This is a genomic window from Corynebacterium sp. H127, assembly GCF_037482665.1.
In the GTDB taxonomy this organism is placed as follows: Bacteria; Actinomycetota; Actinomycetes; order Mycobacteriales; family Mycobacteriaceae; genus Corynebacterium.
Map to the genome: position 1 here is coordinate 49,914 of NZ_JBBHKY010000012.1, position 19,504 is coordinate 69,417.

A 19,504-nucleotide genomic window follows, 5' to 3' on the forward strand; every position below is an offset into this window, starting at 1 on the left:
GGGCGGTGCTTCGCCTGCCCAACCGTACGACACCGAAAAATAAGAGGCATCATGACGTTGACACCACTGGTCCGTACCGCCGGCATCGTCCTGGTCACGCTCACACTTGCAGCCTCCTTAACAAGCTGCGCCACACTCGGTAGAAAAATCAATGGCGAGGTGCCCGGAGCCATCGCTAACACGAAGGAAGAGGTGCAGGTTTCCGAGACACCGGAAGCGACCTTTGCGCCGCAAAACGTTGCCCCAATTAAAGCCAGTAGCACCACTGCCGCAGTCGAAGACACTGGTATGGGGGTTCAGTGGCGCATCCTCACCGTCTATCAGGGCAACCAAGGCGGGGCGAAGTTCATTATCGCAATGAAGAACCTCAACGAGCAGGTAGCAGTCCCGCCCGCAGCCATTGGAACTCCCAAGCTCACTGTCGCTGGCAAGGAAATCGAATTGATGCAGGTGGAAGACCATGGTCTCGATGCACCACTCGGTGCGTTGTCTGAAACCAAGATCAGCTACACCTTTAACACCACGCCCTGGAATCTCAGCAATGCGGAGCTAACGCTGGGTAACGCAGTGTTCAGTGGCAACCTGAACATTTAGAGTTTGCCCTGTTCTCGCAGCCGGGTAATCACGTTGTCGGCGCTGATCAAACACATCGGTAGCCCTACTCCTGGCGTCGTGGTGGCACCGGCGAAGTAGAGGCCGTCCACCTTGCGGGAGGCATTTGTTCCGCGCAGGAATGCGGACTGTCGCAGGGTATGCGCCAGTCCAATGGCATTTCCCTCCCAGGCGTTGTAATTGCTGGCAAAGTCACTGGGACCCAAGCTATGCCGAACCACGGTGTGCTTCGCGATCACGGCACCCGTGCGGGACTCGATGAGCGCGATGACGTCGTCAATGATGCGCTCCACCTGTGGATCGCCACCCCGGCCGAAATCGGCCCGGGCCTGGACAGGAATAAGAACGAACACGTTCGAATGCCCTGCAGGAGCGCAGCCCGGATCAGTTGCAGATGCTTTGCAGACGTAAATCGATCGCGAATAATCGCCAGCACCGGAAATCGCAGCGAAGTCTTTGTCCCAGTCCGCACTGAGCAACAATTGGTGGTGGGTGAGCTCGGGGAGATCTCCGCGCACCCCGAGCATGGCCACCACGCAGCTGATGCCCGGATCTTTCTTCTCCCAGCGCACTTCGCGCAAGTGCTTCGGAAGTAACGTTTCAGTATGGTGCAGATCAGCACCGGAAACCACCACTGCTGCAGGGAGATGCTCTATGCCCTCCTGCGTGCGGATTCGCACACCTGTGACCGAGCCAGCCGAGGTAGTAATAGCCTCGGCGCTACACCCAGTGCGGATAGTAACGCCGCGGTCCACGGCGATCCGGGCGATCGCCGCAATCAACGCCGAGAATCCACCCATGGGGTAGCGCACCCCCTCCACTAGGTCGGTGTGCGAGAGCAGGTGATACATTGCCGGCGTCCGCTGCGGGAAGCTCGAAAGGAACACCGCTGGGTACTCAAGGACTTGCTGGATCCGTGGATCGGAAAAATCTCGAGCCACCCACTGGTGCAAGTTCAGGGTGAGCAATTGGGTGAGCAAGGCAAGGTTTCCGAGCACGGTTGCGTTCAGGAACGGTAGCGGTGAAGAAAACGTGGTGTACAGGAAAGTGTCCACTGCCACCCGATAAGTAAATGAAGCCCGCTCCAGGTACGCCTTCAATTTCTCGCCCGCGCCGGGTTCAAACTCTTCAAACAACTCCGGTACGCATCCGGTGACAATATCAAAGGAAGGCTTGCCCTCTGGAAAGACTCGGTAGGCGGGCACAAGATCCACCAGCTCCAATTGCTCCGCCGTACTCGTGCCCAGCGATTCGAAGAATCGATCGAAAGCCTCGGGCATGAGGTACCAACTCGGGCCGGTATCAAAAACGAACCCGCCATCGCTGATGCGTCCTGTGCGGCCGCCAACCTCGGTATTCTTCTCCACGAGGGTGACATGGCAGCCGGCGTCGGCAAGCAGTGCGGCGGAGGCGAGCCCGGCAATGCCGCCGCCGATGACGCAGACGTCCATTACTTCTCCTTCATTCGGGGTGCGATCGCCGCAGCGCGCGCCGCCAAAATCGCCTTCTTTGCGGTTGGGACGCGAACTCGTTCAGCCTTAATATCAGCAACGCTGGCAGCATCGAGGCGGTCGCTCAGCTCACTAAACAACAAATAGGCGGCGAGCACTCCGGAACGGGCGCCCAGTGGCAGCGCAGGAATCCCAAGGTAGGCGATGCGTAGGTCCTCGCGGATCTCTTGGATCAGCGCGTCCTTGCTGCCCGGAGTGAGATCAACATAGTGGCGGCCAAGAGCGGCATCGTCGGTGTGATAGTCACGCAGGAAATTGATCAGTTGGAAAGCCTTGCCCAAGTGGCGCGCCGCGACGCTACAGTTAGCGCGGGCGCGATCAGAAAGTCCATGCCCGGCGGTGAAAATGCTCAAGCACATCAGGCCAATAACCTCGGCTGAGCCAAAAACATAAGTATCTCGGGATTCTTCGGTGTGTACACAAGAAGTCACGTCCGCCCGCATGGAATCGAAGAAGGCCCTGAGATGAGCGCGCTCAATGCTGCAGGCACTGGCGGTGTGTGCAAAGGCGTGCAGCACTGGATTGGTGGAAAAGCCAGTGTCGAGAGCAGTGAAAGTCTCGGCTTCGAAGCGATCCAAGGTGTGCGCGATTTCCTGGCAATTGAAGCCAGCTGCCGCCGCGACGCCATCCACGATCTCATCAGCGATGCGAACCACGGCATAAAGGTTGCGAATATGACGACGCACCGGTGGGGCCAAGAGTGAACTCGCGAGGGAAAAGCTGGTGGAATACGTTGCGATGACGGCGCCAGCTGCCTGGGTAGACATGGTGGTGAATTTTTCCAAAGGAGTCACAGCCTAACTCGCCTCGCTCTTCGTCATGTATTCCATAATCTCATGCCCCGTCCCCCAAGCTGCACATCGACCGGCTACGGTGGGGAGCTATGACTGACAGCGTTGAAATGGTTGTGCTGACCGACCTCGCAGGAAACCCGACAGGTACCGCGCCGAAAGCCAACGTACACACCACAGACACCCCGCTCCATCTCGCGTTTTCCTGCTACGTGCGAGACAGCGCCGGACGACTGCTGATCACCCGGCGGGCGTTGCAGAAGCTGACGTGGCCGGGAATCTGGACCAATTCGATGTGTGGGCACCCCGCGCCGGGGGAGGATACGCTCGCTGCCATCCAGCGCCGCGCCCAGGTGGAACTCGGCCTGCCGCAGGGCGCACTTATCGACGTCCACCCCGTGCTGCCAGAATTCTCCTACCGGGCCACCGATTCTTCCGGGATCGTTGAGTGGGAGATCTGCCCCGTCTTCATCGCTACCTTGTCGGAGGGGATGGAGGTGCAGCCTTCGGCCGCCGAAGTGGATTCGCACACCTGGGTAGATCCGGCGGATCTCATTGCGGCCGTACAAGGCGCACCGTTCGCATTCAGTCCCTGGATGGTGGAGCAGTTGTCTTATCAGCAGCTGCGGGAAGCCATCACTCGTTAGTAACCAAGCGTTTGACAGCTTCCAGCGGAATGTGGATCCAGTCTGGCCGGTTGTTGGCCTCGTACACCACCTCGTACAGGGCTTTGTCTAGGACTAGGGCGTCGAGTAGCGGGCTGGGCTGGATGCCATATGACTCAAGCATCGCGGCGGAACACTCCGCGGCCCAGCCCTCCGGATCAGCCAAGCCGTTGGTGAAGTGGGCGGCGTAACCGAAGGACCGAATCAAGCCGGCGAGGTCCTGTAATGGGGAGAAATTGCCGCGACGCTCCGCCAGCGGGCGCGCAGGCTCGCCTTCGAAGTCGATGAAAAGGTAACGATCCGGTGTGCAGAGGATCTGGCCTAGATGCGCATCGCCGTGGATCCTTTGGACTTCAGTGCTGCCTTGCGCCGCCATCTTATAGGCCGCGCGGATAGCGCCTCGATACGGTGCAAGGACGCTGGCTTGGGCGACCAGGTTATCCAACCGCTGCTCTAGTTGACGAACCACCTGTTCCGCCGGGACGGTCTGCGTGCCAAACGCTGCAGCCAAGTCCCGGTGCACGCCCCGCAGCGCCGTTCCTACGTATCCGGCTTCGTGGGCGAAGGAACGGGACTCGGAGGCAAAATGGAGCGCCTTATCCCAGCCCTCCTGTGAATCAGCGGCGAAATCCTGGATCATTGCGGTGACATAGGTTTCACCCTCCCACTCCAGGGTGGAATAGCCGCGCAGTGCTGGCACGAAAACACATTGCTGCTGGGCGAGCCCTGCGAGCAGCTCGACCTCGGGATTGATGCCCGGCTCTAAGAGTCGGAAGAACTTCGCGATAGCCGGGGAACCCTCACCCGAAAAAACCATGGAAGTATTGGACTGCTCTGCGGTAGAGACCTTCGCCTTAGCGTTCTTCGGAAGTAGGGGAGGAGAGATCACATGCATTTCCCCGGCGCCAAAAGCGGCATCAGATTCGAAAGCACGCTGCACCTCGAGCAGCAGATCCGGAGCAGTGAGCACATCGTGGTCATCGCTCAGGACCAGCTGATAGAGGTAGCCATCGACGTCGGCAAGCACCCAGCGAGCTGGACCTACTTGAGTGGAGCGCAGCTCGGTGAGCGAGGTGATGCCGGTTTGCTTCGCCCGGAAAAAGCGGGCGGCAGCGATGCTTTCATACATGAGTGATCCTTAGCGGGTGAGGTCGAACCAGAAGAAGCCATGTGGGGCAAGCGTGACGGTCCATTCGCGGTCGTGAATCTTGGGGAAGTCTTCGCCGCCGGTCAATTCCCGCGGTGTCACGCGGACGAACTCGGACAGATCCAAGGACACCGCCTGCGGACGCTTAGAGAGGTTATTGACGCACAAGATGGTCTGGTTTCCGTATTCCCGCAGGTAGGCGAATACTGCCTCGTTCTCAGATTCCACCTCTCGAAAGTTCCCTAGCCCGAATGCCTGATGCTGCTTGCGCACGTGGATGAGGGCGCGGGTCCACTTGAGCAGGGAGTTCTCCTGGTCGGCCTGCGTTTCCACATTGACCGCGGCGTAGCCGTACTGCGCATTCTGGATGGCCGGGAGGTAGAGGCGCTCGGGATCAGCTTTGGAGAATCCGCCATTGCGGTCATCGCTCCACTGCATCGGCGTGCGCACACCGTCACGGTCATGCAGCCAGATGTTATCGCCCATGCCGATTTCATCGCCGTAATACAGCACGGGGGAGCCAGGCAGAGAGAGCAGCATGGCGGTGAACAGCTCGATTTGGTTGCGGTCGCCGTCAAGCAAAGGCGCTAGTCGACGCCGAATGCCCACGTTCGCGCGCATGCGTGGCTCCTTCGCATACTGCGAATACATGTAGGCACGCTCGTCATCGGTAACCATTTCCAAGGTGAGTTCGTCATGATTGCGTAGGAAGATGCCCCACTGCGCTGACTTAGGGATGGCCGGGGTATCGCGGATGATGCGGGAAATTGGGGTGCGGGATTCTTTACGAACCGCCATAAACAGGCGCGGCATCAGCGGGAAATGGAAGGCCATGTGGCATTCGTCGCCGATTTCGGGTTCGCCGAAGTACTCCACTACTTCCTGGGGCCACTGATTGGCCTCGGCCAGCAACACACGGCCCGGGTACTCTTCTTCCACTACGCGGCGGCACAGCTTGAGGAATTCGTGCGTCTCCGGAAGATTCTCGCCGTTGGTTCCTTCTCGTTCGTAGAGATACGGCACCGCATCGAGGCGGAACCCGTCCAGGCCGAGGTCCAGCCAGAAACGCATCGCGTCGAGCATCGCGTCCTGCACGGCAGGGTTGTCATAGTTCAGGTCTGGCTGGTGGCTAAAGAAGCGGTGCCAGTAGTACTGCCCGCGCACTGGATCGTAGGTCCAGTTTGAGGTCTCCGTGTCGATGAAAATGATGCGGGCCTCATTGTAGAGGTCCTCGGTGTCGCTCCACACGTAGAAGTCGCCATAAGGGCCATCGGGTTCCCGGCGGGACTCCACGAACCACGGGTGCTGATCAGAGGTGTGGTTCATCACCAAGTCTGTGATGATGCGAATGCCACGCTGGTGTGCCTGGTCCATGAGTTCCACGAAGTCATCCACTGTGCCGAACTCGGGGAGGATTTCGCGGAAATTGCGGATGTCGTAGCCGCCGTCCTTGAGCGGGGAATCATAAAACGGCGGGATCCAGAGGCAATCCACTCCGAGCCATTGCAGGTAGTCGAGCTTTTTAGTCAGACCTTTGAGATCGCCGATGCCGTCATTATTGTCGTCGGCAAACGCGCGGACCAGCACCTCATAAAAGACTGCTTCCTTATACCACTCTGGTTGAGGACGCTCCCATGGCTCCTCGCCAGGGGCGGGCGCTGGGGTCCGGAAATCGTCCGAAGATGGTTCAACAACGAAGCCGTGATCGTCAACAAGCGGGGTGGTCGAAATAGGTTCGGTCATATGATCCAGAGTAGGCAAAAGACTCCGAGCGTGTCAGATTGATCACTTTCCCCGGCGAATTCACATATGGTTAGACGTAACCAATAGGCAAAGGGAGACACCACCGTGAAGAAACGCAATTTGGGTGCAATCGCGCTGGCTGCAGGCACATCCGCACTCGCAGCCTACGACCTCATTCAGCCCAAGCATTCCATCCGACGTAACTTTCCAGTAGTCGGCCGTGCCCGGTGGATCGCTGAATCTTTACGCGATCCAATCCAGCAATATTTTGTCGAATCGGACACCGATGGTGCTCCTTTTGACCGTGAGACCCGAACCATGGTCTACCAGCAGTCCAAGAACATCGGAGCAGAAGAAGCCTTCGGTACCGAGCGAGACCTACTCAAACCGGGGCGCGACCACATTCTGCACTCCGTGAACCCTGCCCCGATGCTTACCCACGCCCCCAAGGTGCGCCTCGGTGGACCGCAGTGTGCGAAGCCCTTTGATATTCCACTGTTCAATGTTTCTTCTATGAGTTACGGATCTTTGTCCAAGAACGCGGTCTTGGCTATGAACAAGGGCGCCGCGATGGGTGGCTTTGTGCATGAGACTGGGGAAGGTGGCCTCACCCAGTACCACCTGGAATATGGTGCGGACGTCGTGTGGGAGATTGGATCCGGCTACTTCGGGTGCCGTAATGAGGATGGGACCTTCAGCCCGGAAAAGTTCGCTGAGAAGGCGCAGAAGCTGCAGATCAAAGCAATTTTGATCAAGCTGAGCCAAGGCGCAAAGCCTGGTATGGGTGGCATGCTGCCAGGAGATAAGGTCACCGCTGAGCTCGCGGAGATTCGTGGAATCCCAGAGGGGAAAGACTGCTTGTCTCCGTCCAGCCACAGCGCATTCACCAATCCGACTGAGATGATGCACTTCATTCAGCAGCTGCGTGAACTCTCTGGTGGAAAGCCAATCGGTTTCAAACTGTGCGTTGGTACCCGACACGAAGTGCTATCCATCTGCAAAGCCATGCTGAGCACCGGGATCATGCCCGACTTCATCACAGTGGACGGCGCAGAAGGCGGCACCGGTGCGGCGCCACTGGAGTTCCTGGACCGCGTGGGTACTCCGCTGTCCGAAGGTTTGATCATCATGCACAATGCGCTCGTGGGTTGTAACCTACGCCAGCACATCGCCATCGGCGCTGCTGGCAAAATCGTGGGAGGCGCCGACATCATTCGCCGCCTCGCGATTGGCGCGGACTTCACAAACTCGGCGCGCGGCATGATGATGGCTGTGGGCTGTATTCAGGCCAAAGCCTGCCACACCAATGAGTGCCCAGCTGGAGTGGCCACCCAAAACCCACGCTTCTACCGCGGCCTGGATGTTGATGACAAGGCCGAGCGTGTGAAGAACTACCAGGCCAACACCCTCAAATCTGCGATGCGTATCCTGTCCGCCATGGGTTTGACAGACTTCCGAGACTTGGGCCCAGCGCACATCGTGCGCCGTATCGACCCTACGCAGGCCCGTGCCTACGAGGACATCTTCGATTGGCTGGCCCCGGGCGCATTGATCAATAGCGAAGCCCCTTACGATTGGCAGCGAGACTTTGATCGCGCGTCTGCAGAGACGTACACGACTCCGCCAACACGTGCCGGACTCGTGCGAACCACCACTGGAGAATAAGTGAACCCCCTGCTGGAACCCTCGGCACTGCCGTACGAATTGCCACCATTTGCGGACATTGAAACGAAGCATTTCCTGCCCGCCTTCTTGGCTGCGCTGGATGACCACGACGCTGAGATCGCTGCCATCGTGGCCAACCCGGCCACCCCGAACTGGGAAAACACCATGGAGGCCTTCGAGTCCGCGGGGCAAGCCCTGGGGCGCGTCGCGGCAGTATTCTTCAACCTATCTGGGACTGACTCTTCGGAAGAACTCACGGCGATCGCTTCCGAAGTGTTGCCCCGACTGTCTGCACACAGCTCGGCGATTTACCACAACTCCGCGCTGTACCAGCGGCTGCAGTCTGTGCAGGCTCCCGAAGACGAGGAAAGCCAGCGCCTGCACGCGTACACCCTGCGCGCTTTTCGACGCCGCGGCGCAGACCTGCCCGAAGAAGCAAAGCAACGCCTGACCGACATCGATGCTGAGCTTTCGCAGCTGTCCGAGGATTTCCGCAACAATTTGCTGGCAGATACCAAACGGCTTGCCGTCTCCTTCAGCAGCGAAGAATTGGCAGGTTTGTCTTCGGAACGGGTAGCCTCCGCGGCCGCCTATGCCGCGGAGATCGGGCGCGATGGTTACGTGATCCCGCTCGAACTGCCCACTATTCAGGCGGCCCAATCAACCCTGGACTCTGCAGCAGCGCGTCAAAAGCTGTACACGGAATCGCAGCAGCGTGGCGAGGCCAACGGTGCGGTCGCACTGACAATGGCACGGTTGCGTGCGGAGCGAGCCGAGCTACTTGGCTATGAGAGCCACGCCGCTTATGTGATTGAGGAAGAAACCGCTGATGATGTCAGCGCCGTATGGTCGTTGCTGCGAGACCTCGCACCAGCTGCCTCGGCAAATGCGACGGGGGAGTACAAGCTCCTCTGTGAGGCCGCCGGTTCAGACATCAATGGTGCCGATTGGCCCTATTGGGAAGCCAAGGTCCGAGCGCGTGACTACGCACTTGATGAGGCGGAACTGCGGCAATACTTCCCGCTCCGCCGCGTGGTTGAAGATGGCGCGTTCTACGCCGCCCAGTTGTTGTACGGCATTAAGATTACCGCACGCCCTGACCTGCAGGGCTATGCTCCCGGTGTCGATGTGTGGGAGGTAAAGGAGGCAGATGGCACCGGCGTTGGCCTGCTCCTGACCGATTACTTTGGGCGGCCGTCGAAACGCGGCGGGGCGTGGATGAGCTCCTTCGTGGACCAAAACCACCTGCTGGGGCAGCAGCCAGTAGTGGTCAATGTGATGGGGGTGACCAAGACAACCTCCGGCGAGGCCTACCTGTCTCTGGATGAGGTCACCACCGTGTTCCACGAGTTTGGCCACGCGCTGCATGGGCTACTCTCGGACGTCCGCTACCCGTCCTTCTCCGGTACGAGCGTGCCACGCGACTACGTGGAATTCCCCTCGCAGATCAACGAAAACTGGGCGTTCCACCCCGCAGTGCTGGCGAATTATGCGCCCGACATGCCCCAGGCGCTTATCGACGCCATCAGTGCCGCAAAACAATTCGGCCAAGGCTTCGCAACCTCCGAATACCTTGCTGCCGCAATCATCGACCTCGCCTGGCACAGCCTGAGTTCAGAAGAACTAGCCGAACTCACCCCATCCGACATCGACTCCTTCGAAGAACAAGCGCTGGCAGCAGCCGGGCTCTCCGTGAACCACCTCAAGGCTCGCTATCAGACCCGCTACTTCAACCACATCTTCGGCGGAGGCTACTCTGCGGGCTACTACTCCTACCTTTGGGCGGAAGCACTCGATGCCGACGGATTCGACTGGTTCTCCGCAGAACCCGATCTTCGGGCTGCGGGCCAGCGTTTCCGCGATTTGGTGCTTTCCCGCGGCGCATCCCGCGATTACACCGCTGCATTTACAGCACTACGAGGTCGAGAACGAACCCTCGCGCCACTGCTACAGCGACGTGGACTCGCTGGTACCAAGGTGTAAGGTTTAAACCCTATGCAAATTCTGGACTTCCTCAGCTCAGCGCCATTGTGGCTGCAGGCGCCCATTGTGGTTGCGGTGGCCGCGGTGCTGTGCGGAGTCTTGGCTTTTGTTTTTCTCCGCGTGATCGACATCCTCGGAGCAAAAGCGACGCGATGGTTTGAAGGGAACAATGAAGAATAAATACCCACAATCCCGGGTGAAGCTCGCACTGTACGTGCTGCTCGCCTTAGTCATCCTCGCTTGGGCGATCAGCTACATCTAAGCGCCGGAGGTTTCTGCCGCTGGGGTGGCGTGCGGTGGTGGCGCTGAATTTGTCACTCCTTAACGCCTCAAATCAGCCGAAATCTTCCATTCGGAGTGAGTTTTTCGGCCAAACCGCCAAACCGCCACACAACAAGCTCAGCCCACCAAAAGTGAGCTGAGCTCTCGGCTGTAGCGAATCGCCTACCTGCGTTGCGAAGCAGCCGCAATCCTCTTGAACAGGGGTTGCTTAGCTAGGTCTTCAATAAGCACTGGTTTGCCGGCAGAATCGCAAAGTGGCACGCACCAGTTCGGGTACATGTCCCGTGAAGTGCCCGGCTGGTTCTGGGCGCGGATGTCGCCAACCATGTCCACCAGTGAAACGCAACTGAGTAGGGCTGGGGTTTGTGCGACGAAGCGGTGCAGCCCGATGAGTAGGCCTGGGTAGTCGCCGTCGAAACGCGTGTCGCCGAACTCTACGCCGTGTACTGCCGTGTCTGCGAAGCAGCCGGTTTCCGCGACTTCACGGAAAACCTGATTCTGCCATGCGACATCTTCGGACTCTTCCAGTTCTGCGGAGCGAGTAAGCACACCGAGGTTCTCGCGCAAGGTGATGTGGGAGCCCTGGACGTACCCCATCGTTGGAGGCAAGTCGTGGGTAGTGACTGAGGCGAGCGCCAACTCGCGGTATTCGGAGGCTGGCTTCGGAGTATCGCCATTGTTCTCGAACCACAGGATCGAGGTGCCCAAGATGCCCCGGCTCTGGAGTACTTCTTGTACCCAAGGCTCGAAGGTGCCGAGGTCTTCACCAATGACAATTGCGCCCGCGCGTTCGGCCTCAAGCGTGAGGATTCCGATGAGGGCTTCGTAGTCGTAGTACACGTAAGTGCCGCTCAACGGGGATTGCATCCGGGGGATCCACCAGAGTCGGAAGAGGCCCAACACGTGGTCGATGCGGATGCCGCCGGAGTGACGGAGCACGGTGCGCAACATGTCGCGCCAGGGTTTATAGCCAGCTTCAGCAAGCTTGCGCGGGTGCCACGGTGGCTGGGACCAGTCCTGGCCTTGCTGGTTGTATCCGTCAGCTGGCGCGCCAACGGAGGCTGCGGGAGCTAACACGGAGGCCAGATTCGTGGCGTCGGCGCCGCCGGGGTGTACGCCGACAGCAAGATCGGCCATAATGCCGATGCGCATGCCAGCAGCTTTGGCGCGAGCTTGTGCCTGGGAGAGCTGTTGGTCGCAGATCCACTGCATCCAGCGGTAGAAGTCCGCCGTTTCTTCTAGTGCTGGTTCCACACCGTGGTTGTTGTCTTGGGGTTTGTCGGTGTGCTCACGCTCGGCGCACCACTTGGCAAAGTCGTCAAGGCCGGAGCCTTCGAGCACGCAGTACTCTTGGTATGCCTGTTCGCGCTCCGGGGTGCGCTTGACATGGTAGATCTCGTGCAGCACCTGCAGCTTTGCGGCAAAGATGGGGTTTCGCTCGATCATGGCGTCAGAGGTGTTCAGCTCTTGGAACTCGGTTGCCATTTCCCGGACGTCGCTAAGCAAATCAGCGTCCAAGCCCGAGATCTCCGGGATGTCCTCGATACGGATGTAGATCGGATTGGTGAAGCGGCGCGTCGTCGGCAGATAGGGGGAGTCTTCGAGTGGCGGGAACGGTTCGGCAGCGTGCAGGGGGTTGATCAAGAGGAAGTCAGCGCTGGCTTCCTTGGCCAGGACTTCGGCGGTGTGACCGAGGTCGTTGAGGTCGCCCATGCCCCAGGACTGTTGCGAGCGAACGGAGTAGATCTGGCTCATCACGCCGGTGACCTTGCCGGTGTGGAGTGATAGGCGAGCAGGCGTGACGACGAGTGTTGCAGTAGCCCTCAGTTCGTCGGAAGTGAGGGAAATGGTGTGCCAACCCAACGGGGTGTCACCGGGAATCGCGAAGGATGCTTCTCCCCACGACACGCCGTTAACCTCGCGGGGTGGTGCCCAATTCTCGCGCTGTTCGGGGACGAAGGTGGTGCCATCTTCGAGAGTGATGAGCACATCTGCTGGCGCCCCGTCATGGACGTGGACATTAATGATGTGGTCGTCGCCAGCTTTCATCACCACAGTTGGTGGGAGCATCTGCGTGGCTGCTGCATCGTGAAAGGTCATGATGGCCTCGGCGATGCTCTCTCGATGTGGTTCCACATCAATATCGAGGGCATGCAAGGTCTTCAAAAGGGTGTCTTCGGACACCTCAATGAATTCGCCATCGGCAGACCAATATGATGTTGCGACGCCATGGAGGTCTGCTAGTTCCTTAAGGGATTCGAAGTAGCTCACAAGATTTCATATTGCCATCTATGCGTGCGCTGTGCCCGACAGTTGGCGGAAAAGTGTACCGTGAACATGAATGAAGCCTCATGAAAAGGACCGATGATGCAGGAATATGAAAGCCCCGCCCAGTACACACTTGATCCCGAGGACACGGTATTGAAGTTGTTATTGGCGCAGGCAAAAGCGCGTCCTCATGGCCTGTTGTTCACCCGGCCACAAAACTACGAATGGGTGAATGTTACTGCGAAGGAATTCGTGGAGGAGGTTTTTGAGGTCGCGAAGGGGTTGATCGCGAATGGTGTCCAATTGGGGGACCGGGTGGTGTTGCTGTCGGAAACTCGCTACGAGTGGGCGCTGATGGACTTTGCCATCTGGGCCGCCGGCGCCGCCTCCGTTCCTATCTACGGATCTTCCTCCCAATCGCAGGTTCAGTGGATCATCGAAGATTCTGGTGCTGTATTCGCCATCACCGAAAGCCGTGCTCACACTGAGCTCATGAGTCATTTGGTGCTACAACCAGACGGCACGCCTCAATTGGTTGGATCGCCGTCGAAATTGCGCCGGATCCTGGAGATCAATGCCTCCGCTATTGCAACGCTCAAATTTGAAGGGCGCGACATTAGCGATGCAGAAGTAACGTCGCGGATTAACGACACTGTTGGTGAGGACCTGGCATCGCTGGTGTACACCTCGGGCACTACAGGCCGTCCAAAGGGCTGCTATCTTACGCACACCAACTGGGCCGCCGAGGTTCGTGGACTGTTGTCTCATCCGATCGGTGGCATCGCAGTGCCGGGGACCCGGGTGCTGACTTTCCTGCCCATGGCTCACGTGCTAGCGCGCGCAGTGTCGCTGGCGGTAGTCGTAGGCGGTGCAACCCAGTCGCACTGGTCTGATTTCAGTTCGCTGAGCGTGGAGTTCCAGCGCGCCCGTCCGAACATGATCCTTGGCGTGCCACGCGTTTTTGAGAAGGTTCGAAATGCTGCGGCGGCAAAGGCCGCAGACAAGAGCCCGGTATCAGGCGCGATTTTCCTGGAAGCTGAAAAGGTAGCCATCGAGTACTCGCGCGCTTTGGATGCTGACGGGCCGTCGCGTTCCCTCAAGCTGAAGCACAATATGTTTGACAAGTTGGTGTACAGCAAGGTGCGCGCAGCGATGGGTGAGGAAGTTAAGTACTGCATTTCCGGTGGATCAGCCATTAGCCATGACCTGTTGCACTTCTTCCGTGGGCTGGGGGTGCCGATCTATGAAGGCTATGGTCTGACGGAAACCGCCGCCGCAGCGGCTGTGGACTTCAAGCCACAGCGTATTGGTACCGTCGGTCGCCCAGTCGGAGGTATGGCTGCACGCGTTAACGAAGAGGGTGAAATCCTCCTTAAGGGGGAGATGCTGTGCAAGGGCTATTGGAACAATCCGGAAGCTACCGCCGAAGCGATTAAGGACGGTTGGTTTAATACCGGTGACCTTGGTGAAATTACCGAAGATGGCTACCTCATCATCTCGGGGCGTAAGAAAGATCTCATCGTCACCGCAGGAGGTAAGAACGTATCCCCAGGCCCACTGGAGGACCTGCTGCGTTCCCACCCATTGATCAGCCAGGCATTGGTGGTTGGTGATGGCAAGCCTTTCGTTGGTGCGCTGATTACCCTCGATGAGGACGCTTTCCGACGTTGGAAGCTCATCCACAATCTGTCGGAGAAGGCAACCGTCTCCGAGCTGGCGCTGAATCCGCAATTGCGCGCTGACATTCAGGACGCAGTTAACTCCGCTAATAACACTGTGTCCCACACCGAGGCGATCAAGAAGTTCTACATTCTGGATCGAGATTTGTCTGAGGAAGCCGATGAGCTCACCCCGACGATGAAAGTTAAGCGCAACGTGGTCACCCGCCGTTTTGCCAAGGAAATCGCACACATTTATCGGCGATAATTTAAGTTCTCGGCGGGGCACACTAAATTTGCTCCGCCGTTGACTTATGGTTGTCCGTGTTACTGCGACCCGCGGGCCCGACATCCGTACAACCTTCACAAGTCAAGGAGCGAAACGTGCATCTTATCGACGCCAAGCTGCGCCATCGTGAACTGACCCAAGAAGTCTATGACATCGGTGACGAGGTTGTGCAGTACTTGGAGCACTTGATGGAGGCGATCTCCGACTGGGATGTGGAACTGGTAGAGGATTGCCACACCGAGTTCACTGAGATCGTCGAAGAAGCTCGAAGTGATTCACGTCGCGTCGTTGCAGAGTTAGCAGGCCTGCGCCAGGCCCTCACCTCAGGGCTGCGCTCCGGTACTGTGAGCGTGCGCGCGAAAAAGCGGGAACAGGTTGTGGCCGCCCCTGAGGCGGTTACCGCCGAGGACTTGCTCAGCGCATTCCCGCTCGAAGCTCCGGTGCTGATCCGCGAAATGTCGCAGGCGATGAATTCCCGCACCCAAGCTGTGTTGGAACGGTTGGAATGCGTGGTGGAATGGGTTCTCGATCGCACTGCCGTTGCTGCGGATGATCTTGATTCCTTGAGTTTGCCGGTGCTCTATAGCCGTACCCAGCGCACTGTGGATACCACGCTCGATGCATGGTTTAGCGCCGTGACGGGGGAGCATCCGGAGTATGTGCGTAGTATGCGGGGCAGCAACCCGCCGCGATTCCTGCTCGAGCGTGCGCGTATCGACGCCATCGTTGCTAAGGTGGCCGCCAAGCGAGCCAAGGGTCGAGCTTCGTGACCTTCGGGATTTACATCCACGTCCCGTTTTGCGCCTCTCGTTGTGGCTACTGCGATTTCAACACCTATACGCCCGGCGAGCTCGGCATGGGGCCAGCCGCTTACCAAGATGCGCTGGAATTAGAATTGGCGCTCGCTGCGGAGCGGGTTGGCGATCGCCCAGTGGACACGGTTTTCATTGGTGGCGGCACACCGTCGATGTTGGGGGCCGAGGGTTTAGGGCGGATCATGCGTGCAATCAACGCCAATTTCACCCTCCAGCCCGGAGCTGAGGTGACTACCGAATCCAATCCAGAAAGCACCAGCCCGGAGTTCTTCGCGGAACTCAAGGATGTTGGGTACACGCGGGTGTCGCTGGGCATGCAATCTGCTGCTTCCCACGTGTTGCGAGTATTAGAGCGCAAACATACGTCGGGGCGGGCCGTCGCAGCGGCAAAGGAAGCCCGCGCCGCAGGATTCGAACACGTCAACCTAGACATGATCTACGGCACCCCGACAGAAACCGACGATGACGTGCGTCGCACCGTTGACGCGATTTTGTCCGCTGAGGTCGATCACGTTTCCGCCTACTCGCTGATCGTGGAAGAGGGCACTGCCATGGCCCGAAAAGTGCGCAAAGGTGAGCTGCCTGCACCAGATGAGGACGTGCTGGCAGACCGCTATCACATCATCGACACCATGCTCGAAGGCTTCGACTGGTACGAAGTGTCCAATTGGGCGAAGCCAGATGGCCAATGCCAGCACAACCTCGGCTACTGGCGTGAGGGGGACTGGTGGGGTGCAGGCCCTGGTGCACACTCACATATTGACCACACTCGCTTTTATAACGTCAAGCACCCGCGTCGCTACAACGAGATCCTGGGGCGCGGTGAGCTGCCGATCCAGGAAAGCGAGCTGCTGACGCCAATGGACATCCACACCGAGCAGCTCATGCTGGGGCTCAGGCTGAAAGAGGGAGTGCCTGCGAGCTGGGTGAATGCACCTGAGGTCGTCGCCAAGCACGTGCGCGGCGGGCTACTCACGGCGGGCGAGCGTGTCGCCGTGACTGAGGCCGGACGCCTGCTTGCCGACGGCATCATCGCAGAACTACTGGCAGCCGAAGGCTAGACTGTTGGCCATGGCAGGGTCTACTAGGTCTACAACGGCGCGACGGCTCCAAGTTCTCAACGCCATCGTGGCCGACTACATTGCATCCCAGGAACCTGTGGGTTCCAAGGCGCTCGTGGAACGGCACCACCTGCAGGTGTCCTCGGCTACGATCCGCAATGACATGGCGGCGCTGGAGTCCGAGGGGTACATCTCGCAGCAGCATGCTAGTTCTGGTCGCATCCCTACGGAAAAGGGCTATCGGATTTTCGTGGATTCGCTCAATGAGGTCAAGCCTCTGACCGCGCCGGAGCGAAGCGCTATCCTCGGTTTTCTTGAGGGCGGCGTTGATCTGGAGGATGTGCTGCGTCGCTCCGTGCAGCTTCTGGCCCAGTTGACTCGGCAGGCAGCAGTAATCCAGCTACCTTCCTTGCGGACCTCGCGAGTCAAGCACTGCGAGGTAGTTGCGCTGACTCCGACCCGGCTGCTGCTAGTGATGATCACGGATCTTGGCCGGGTGGAACAACGCAATGTGGAACTCGTACAGCCGATCGAGGATGTTGCTCCGCTGCGTTCGCTACTCAATAATGCGTTGGCAGAAAAGACGATGGCGGACGCAAGCGTCGCGCTCGCGGATCTGCTGGAGCACACCCCGAGCGAATTGCGTGATGTGATGCTGCGCTGCGCGACGGTCCTGATCGAGACCCTGGTGGAAGCGCCATCGGATCGACTGATCCTCGCCGGAACATCGAACCTATCTCGCATTTCTCCGCTAAGCACCTCCGTATTGGAAGCGCTGGAGGAGCAAGTAGTAGTTTTGAAACTGCTGTCGCACGTGCAAGAAGGCGAAGTGAACGTCAGCATTGGTGCGGAGAACATGGATCACGGCCTACACTCCGCCTCAATCGTGTCCACGGGATACGGCGACGAGGATGCCACTTTCGGTGCCCTCGGGGTGGTCGGTCCCACGTTTATGGACTACAGCGGAACTATTTCTAAGGTTTCCGCCGTTGCACAATATGTCAGCAGAGTCTTGAAGAATTAGAAAGGGTTGAAGTCAATGGCGCGCGACTACTACGGCATTCTTGGGGTCGACAAGGGGGCATCTGACTCGGAGATCAAGAAAGCCTATCGTCGGCTCGCTCGCAAGTACCACCCGGACGTCAATAGCACCGAAGAAGCCGCAGAGAAGTTCCGCGAGATTTCTTTGGCAAATGAGGTCCTGACGGATCCGGAGAAGCGTCGCATCGTTGATATGGGTGGCGACCCAATGGAACAACCTCAGGGCTACGGCGGTGCGCCGGGTGGCGGTTTCGGCGACATCTTCGAAGCCTTCTTTGGCGGAGCTGGTACTCGTGGCCCACGCTCCCGCGTCCAGCCGGGCAACGACGCGCTCCTGCGCACGCGCATTGAGTTGGCTGAGGCTTTTGCCGGTGTGAAGAAGGAAATCACCGTGGATACAGCGATCCTCTGCGATGCCTGCTCGGGCTCCGGATCTGGTTCCAAATCCAAGCCACACACCTGTGGGCATTGTCAGGGTTCCGGTTCTATCCAAGAAGTTCAGCGTTCATTCCTGGGCAATGTCATGACCACCCGTCCCTGCCACGTGTGCCAGGGCACCGGCGAGGTCATTCCGGATCCCTGCGAGAAGTGCCATGGCGACGGCCGCGTGAAGTCTCGCAAGGACCTGACCGTGAGCATTCCAGCGGGTATTTCGGACGGTATGCGCATCCGCATGGCTGGACGTGGCGAGGTAGGCCCGGGTGGCGGACCTGCGGGCGATCTCTACGTGGAGATCAGCGTCGCCCCACACCCGATGTTCATCCGTGAGGGAGACAATCTGCACGTCACCGCTAAGGTTCCGATGATCGATGCAGCGCTGGGCGCGCAGGTCCAACTGGAGGGCCTTGATGGCAATCCGATCGATATCACAATCCCGGCCGGATCTCAGCCCGGTCAGCAAATCCATGTAACCGGGGCGGGCATGCCGGTGCTGCGCTCGGAGACCACCCACGGCGATCTCATTGCTCACGTGGACGTTCAAATTCCTACCGACTTGGACTCACACACCCGCGAGGCGTTGGAGAAGCTGCGTAACCGAAGCAAGGAGACCACCGAGATTCACACCGAGGGTGGCGAATCCTCCGTATTTGATCGATTGCGCAACCGTTTCCGCCGATGAGCCTGCCCACCTTTGTCTATGACCTCGACGCCGTCCTCGCCGGCAAGCGTCCCGAGCTGCCCGCGACTGTCGGCGAGCTCAGCGGCCCGGAAGGCCGGCACGCGGTCACTGTGAAACGGCTCGGTGTTGGGGAGCAGCTGCTGCTTATCGACGGCCATGGGGCGGGCATTGAGGCAACGGTGACTTCCGTGTCTAAGGCTGCGCTGCAGTTTGACGTCGATAAGCACGTCGAATTTCCCGACCGACCTCCGGTGACCATCGTGCAGGCTCTCCCCAAATCCGAGCGCTCAGAGCTCGCGGTTGACCTGATGACTCAGGGTGGGGCCGATGTCATCGTGCCTTGGCAGGCTGCGCGGTCGATCGCGAAGTGGGGCGCAAAAGCGGAGAAAGCTGGTGCTAAATGGCGCTCGATGGCTGTGGCCGCCTCCAAGCAATCGCGCCGGATGCGTATCCCCGAGATTGCGCCGTTGGCCAGCACAGCGGATGTTATCGCTCAGGTGCAGCAATTGGTGGCAGCTGGGGGAGTCGCGGTGGTGCTGCATGAGGATGCGGCCGTGCCGTTTTCCACAGTCGAATTCGGTGCGCGTGCGGCGCTGTTCGTGGTGGGGCCCGAAGGTGGCCTGAGCCCGGAAGAGGTTTCACAGCTGACGGCGGCCGGCGCGGTGTCGGCGCTGCTTGGGCCCGAGGTGCTGCGTACCGCGAGCGCCGGGCTGGTCGCGCTGGCCGCGCACGGGGCGTTGGCGCGGTGGTGATGCTGGCAGCCATGCCCAACTTGCAGAGCACTGCCACAACGAGGAACAGGCTCTTGTCGCCGAATTCAACTCAGTACGGCGGGGCTTAATGCGAGCGCCAT

General features: G+C 59.1%; 16 protein-coding genes. 11 read left to right on the forward strand and 5 right to left on the reverse strand.

The features are described from left to right. Positions 1 to 51: 51 nt before the first annotated feature. Positions 52 to 594, forward strand: a complete 543-nt coding sequence (locus WG936_RS11215; protein ID WP_339572955.1) for a hypothetical protein — start codon at positions 52 to 54, stop codon at positions 592 to 594. Here WG936_RS11215 and crtI read toward each other — a convergent pair. After that, positions 591 to 2,063 carry a phytoene desaturase family protein gene (crtI, locus tag WG936_RS11220; protein WP_339572956.1) on the reverse strand — a complete coding sequence of 491 codons (1,473 nt, stop codon included), beginning with the start codon at positions 2,061 to 2,063 and terminating at the stop codon, positions 591 to 593. The two genes, WG936_RS11215 and crtI, sit on opposite strands and share 4 nt — an antisense overlap. Next, positions 2,063 to 2,917 carry a phytoene/squalene synthase family protein gene (locus WG936_RS11225; protein ID WP_339572957.1) on the reverse strand — a complete coding sequence of 285 codons (855 nt, stop codon included), beginning with the start codon at positions 2,915 to 2,917 and terminating at the stop codon, positions 2,063 to 2,065. The genes crtI and WG936_RS11225 overlap by 1 nt, the downstream gene beginning before the upstream one ends. A gap of 89 nt (positions 2,918 to 3,006) precedes the next feature. On the opposite strand from WG936_RS11225, the gene idi reads away from it, so the two are divergent. Continuing rightward, on the forward strand, positions 3,007 to 3,561 hold the full coding sequence (gene idi / locus WG936_RS11230; protein ID WP_339565250.1) for an isopentenyl-diphosphate Delta-isomerase: 555 nt from the start codon (positions 3,007 to 3,009) through the stop codon (positions 3,559 to 3,561). Here idi and WG936_RS11235 read toward each other — a convergent pair. Both WG936_RS11235 and treS read right to left on the reverse strand, forming a co-directional pair. Continuing rightward, a complete protein-coding gene (locus WG936_RS11235; protein ID WP_339572958.1) occupies positions 3,551 to 4,708 on the reverse strand; it encodes a phosphotransferase in 1,158 nt (385 codons plus the stop codon). The genes idi and WG936_RS11235 overlap by 11 nt on opposite strands. A gap of 9 nt (positions 4,709 to 4,717) precedes the next feature. Continuing rightward, the gene (treS, locus tag WG936_RS11240; protein ID WP_339572959.1) at positions 4,718 to 6,469 is read right to left on the reverse strand and encodes a maltose alpha-D-glucosyltransferase; all 1,752 of its coding nucleotides are present in this window, start codon (positions 6,467 to 6,469) and stop codon (positions 4,718 to 4,720) included. A gap of 105 nt (positions 6,470 to 6,574) precedes the next feature. Here treS and WG936_RS11245 point away from each other — a divergent pair, with 105 nt between their 5' ends. From WG936_RS11245 to WG936_RS11255, 3 genes are read left to right on the forward strand one after another with little or no spacing between them, the layout of a single operon-like run. Beyond that, positions 6,575 to 8,134 carry an FMN-binding glutamate synthase family protein gene (locus WG936_RS11245; RefSeq protein WP_339565247.1) on the forward strand — a complete coding sequence of 520 codons (1,560 nt, stop codon included), beginning with the start codon at positions 6,575 to 6,577 and terminating at the stop codon, positions 8,132 to 8,134. Next, positions 8,135 to 10,117: a M3 family metallopeptidase gene (locus WG936_RS11250; protein ID WP_339572960.1), complete on the forward strand. Its 1,983-nt coding sequence runs from the start codon at positions 8,135 to 8,137 to the stop codon at positions 10,115 to 10,117. 12 nt (positions 10,118 to 10,129) lie between these two features. Continuing rightward, positions 10,130 to 10,297: a hypothetical protein gene (locus tag WG936_RS11255; RefSeq protein ID WP_339565245.1), complete on the forward strand. Its 168-nt coding sequence runs from the start codon at positions 10,130 to 10,132 to the stop codon at positions 10,295 to 10,297. Positions 10,298 to 10,561: 264 nt separating this feature from the next. Here the strand turns inward: WG936_RS11255 and malQ are convergent, their stop codons facing one another. Then, complete coding sequence (gene malQ / locus WG936_RS11260) at positions 10,562 to 12,670, reverse strand: 4-alpha-glucanotransferase (RefSeq protein ID WP_339572961.1); 2,109 nt, start codon at positions 12,668 to 12,670, stop codon at positions 10,562 to 10,564. A 96-nt stretch (positions 12,671 to 12,766) separates the two neighbouring features. On the opposite strand from malQ, the gene WG936_RS11265 reads away from it, so the two are divergent. From WG936_RS11265 to WG936_RS11290, 6 genes are all read left to right on the forward strand, one after another. Further along, positions 12,767 to 14,593, forward strand: a complete 1,827-nt coding sequence (locus tag WG936_RS11265) for an AMP-dependent synthetase/ligase (protein ID WP_339572971.1) — start codon at positions 12,767 to 12,769, stop codon at positions 14,591 to 14,593. A 116-nt stretch (positions 14,594 to 14,709) separates the two neighbouring features. After that, positions 14,710 to 15,384 carry a hypothetical protein gene (locus WG936_RS11270; protein ID WP_339565243.1) on the forward strand — a complete coding sequence of 225 codons (675 nt, stop codon included), beginning with the start codon at positions 14,710 to 14,712 and terminating at the stop codon, positions 15,382 to 15,384. After that, positions 15,381 to 16,490 (forward strand): radical SAM family heme chaperone HemW, encoded by a 1,110-nt coding sequence (gene hemW, locus WG936_RS11275; protein WP_339572962.1) that lies wholly within the window; start codon positions 15,381 to 15,383, stop codon positions 16,488 to 16,490. Before WG936_RS11270 ends, hemW begins: the two co-directional genes overlap by 4 nt. A 10-nt stretch (positions 16,491 to 16,500) precedes the next feature. Beyond that, positions 16,501 to 17,514: a heat-inducible transcriptional repressor HrcA gene (gene hrcA / locus WG936_RS11280; protein ID WP_339565241.1), complete on the forward strand. Its 1,014-nt coding sequence runs from the start codon at positions 16,501 to 16,503 to the stop codon at positions 17,512 to 17,514. A gap of 15 nt (positions 17,515 to 17,529) precedes the next feature. Continuing rightward, entirely contained in the window at positions 17,530 to 18,651 is a 1,122-nt protein-coding gene (gene dnaJ / locus WG936_RS11285) for a molecular chaperone DnaJ (RefSeq protein ID WP_339572963.1), read from the forward strand. Continuing rightward, a complete protein-coding gene (locus tag WG936_RS11290; protein ID WP_339565239.1) occupies positions 18,648 to 19,403 on the forward strand; it encodes a 16S rRNA (uracil(1498)-N(3))-methyltransferase in 756 nt (251 codons plus the stop codon). Before dnaJ ends, WG936_RS11290 begins: the two co-directional genes overlap by 4 nt. Positions 19,404 to 19,504: the final 101 nt, after the last annotated feature.

What these genes read in the sequence shown, in the direction of transcription:
- WG936_RS11215 (WP_339572955.1), top strand. Translation starts at nt 52, where the DNA reads ATGACGTTGACACCACTGGTCCGTACCGCCGGCATCGTCCTGGTCACG.
- crtI (WP_339572956.1), bottom strand. Translation starts at nt 2,063, where the DNA reads ATGGACGTCTGCGTCATCGGCGGCGGCATTGCCGGGCTCGCCTCCGCC.
- idi (WP_339565250.1), top strand. Translation starts at nt 3,007, where the DNA reads ATGACTGACAGCGTTGAAATGGTTGTGCTGACCGACCTCGCAGGAAAC.
- WG936_RS11235 (WP_339572958.1), bottom strand. Translation starts at nt 4,708, where the DNA reads ATGTATGAAAGCATCGCTGCCGCCCGCTTTTTCCGGGCGAAGCAAACC.
- treS (WP_339572959.1), bottom strand. Translation starts at nt 6,469, where the DNA reads ATGACCGAACCTATTTCGACCACCCCGCTTGTTGACGATCACGGCTTC.
- WG936_RS11255 (WP_339565245.1), top strand. Translation starts at nt 10,130, where the DNA reads ATGCAAATTCTGGACTTCCTCAGCTCAGCGCCATTGTGGCTGCAGGCG.
- WG936_RS11265 (WP_339572971.1), top strand. Translation starts at nt 12,767, where the DNA reads ATGCAGGAATATGAAAGCCCCGCCCAGTACACACTTGATCCCGAGGAC.
- hrcA (WP_339565241.1), top strand. Translation starts at nt 16,501, where the DNA reads ATGGCAGGGTCTACTAGGTCTACAACGGCGCGACGGCTCCAAGTTCTC.
- dnaJ (WP_339572963.1), top strand. Translation starts at nt 17,530, where the DNA reads ATGGCGCGCGACTACTACGGCATTCTTGGGGTCGACAAGGGGGCATCT.
- WG936_RS11290 (WP_339565239.1), top strand. Translation starts at nt 18,648, where the DNA reads ATGAGCCTGCCCACCTTTGTCTATGACCTCGACGCCGTCCTCGCCGGC.